This is a genomic window from Henriciella sp. (genome assembly GCF_049649345.1).
In the GTDB taxonomy this organism is placed as follows: Bacteria; Pseudomonadota; Alphaproteobacteria; order Caulobacterales; family Hyphomonadaceae; genus Henriciella.
Window position 1 is genome coordinate 1 of record NZ_JBARZC010000140.1, and the last position, 2,046, is coordinate 2,046.

General features: G+C 60.7%; 1 protein-coding gene. It reads right to left on the minus strand.

What is annotated here, in order from left to right:
* Positions 1-200: 200 nt before the first annotated feature.
* Positions 201-2,046: aminopeptidase N (pepN, locus tag WA989_RS03420; protein ID WP_424339117.1), on the minus strand; the 1,846-nt coding region annotated here is incomplete at its 5' end.

Consider the following 2,046-nt stretch of genomic DNA (forward strand, 5'->3'; position numbering starts at 1 on the left):
GCCACGGCGACGGTCACAAGCGTCAGGATAAGGGTGATTTTGAGCGACCGTGTGCGGCCGGATGAAACATCCGTTTTCGCCGGTTCAGTTCTCGTCCTGGCTTTGCGTGCCAATATCCCAGCCTCTAGCGCAGTCAGATCTCATCCCATTCTGTGTGCAGAGAAAGGTTTGCACTATCGTTAATGGGGCCGAGTCGGCGATTAATCCAAAGCGCGCGCGACGATATCCATGGCATTTTTGGACAGTCCGCTGTCACGAAGCCCGACGAGTGTCTTTTCTGCACTTTCACGGGCCACAGGCTCAAGCGTCTTCCACTGCTCGAAACTGGTCAGAAGGCGGGCGGCCAGGGCGGGATTGCGCTTGTCGGTCTTGGCGATGACCTCGCCGATGATTTCGTGACCCGCCCCGTCTCTTGCATGGAAAGCGGCCAGATTCGTCATCGCAAAGGCTGCAGCAACAGAGCGCACGCGGTTCGGGTTCGAGAGATCGAAATCCTTGTGCTCCGACAGGCGCCGCGCATCGGCGGCTGTGCCCTGTCCGGCCTGGACGGCGAACCATTTGTCGATAACCAGCGGATTGTCTTTCCACTGCTCGTAAAATGCATCGATGGCGGCGTCGCGATCCTTGCCGTCGATCGGCACCAGTGCGCGAAGACAGGCGAGCTGTTCGGTCATGTTCGGTGCGTTATCGAACAGGGATTTGAGCTGAGCCGCAGCGTCCTGCGTGCCTTTGGCGCCCGTCAGGCCGATCATGGCCGCGCGCAGCGACCTGATCCCGGCCTGTTCGGCCGTCGGCGCGAAGGGGGCAGGGCTCGGCTCTGATAAAATGCGCTCTGCATCATCAGAGAGGGCTTCCGCCAAGGCGCGGCGCAAGCGTTTGCGCGCATCATCAAGGCCTGCTGGATCAACAGGCTGTCTTTCCTGAAACAGCACGGCAATATCCGGCAGCGCGGTCAGAAGCGCGGCGAAGGCCGGGTCGTCTTCATTGTCGCGGACCGCACTGGCCAGCGCGGTGACCAGTTGATCGTCCGGCGGGCTTTGCGGCGTGTCGAGAAGGCGGAACATCTCGGTCTTGGCGAGCGTCTGGAAGCTGTCCCAGATGTTGAACGGGTCGGTTTCGGCAGAGGCGAGCGCCAGAAGGTCGGCGGTGGACTGCTCACGCTTCAGGCGCACGGGTGCGCTGAACTGGCGATTGATCGACAGAAGCGGACGAGGTGACCCGTCCGGGAGCTTGATTTCAAACGTCTTTTCGGCCTGATCGAGGACAAGAACGGTTTCGCCATTCTCCCACCCTTCTGCGCTCAGATGAGCGCCCTTGCCATCGAGCAGTGCCGCGCGGAGCGGGATCGGGACCGGCTTCTTGTCCGCCTGTTTAGGCGTTGGCGGCGTCGTCTGCGAGAGCTTCAGCGTCAGCGTGGCGCTGCCCGCATCCCAGCTCTCTTCGACGCTGACTTCAGGCGTGCCCGCCTGGGCATACCAGAGCTGGAACTGGCTGAGATCCTTGCCCGAGGCTTTCTCGAAGCAGGAATAGAAATCCTCGATCGTCGAGGCGGTGCCGTCATACTCGTCGAAGTAGATCTGCATGCCCTTGTCGAAGGCCTCGTCTCCGATCAGCACTTTAAGCGCTCGGATCAGTTCGGCACCCTTCACATACACCGTGGCCGTATAGAGGTTATCGATCGAGCCATAAGCCTGCGGGCGCACTGGATGGGCGAGCGGGCCGGAATCCTCTGCGAACTGGCGTGCGCGGAGCGTCATCACATCCTTGATCCGCTGGACCGGGCGCGAGCGGAGGTCAGATGAGAATTCCTGGTCGCGAAAGACTGTCAGGCCTTCTTTCAGGCAGAGCTGGAACCAGTCCCGGCAGGTGATCCGGTTGCCGGTCCAGTTGTGGAAGTATTCGTGACCGACAATGCTCTCAATGGCTTCGAAGTCGGCGTCCGTCGCGCTTTCCGGATTGGCGAGCACATAGGCCGAGTTGAAGATAATGAGGCCCTTATTCTCCATCGCGCCGAAATTGAAGTCGCGCACGGCCACGATGTTGAAC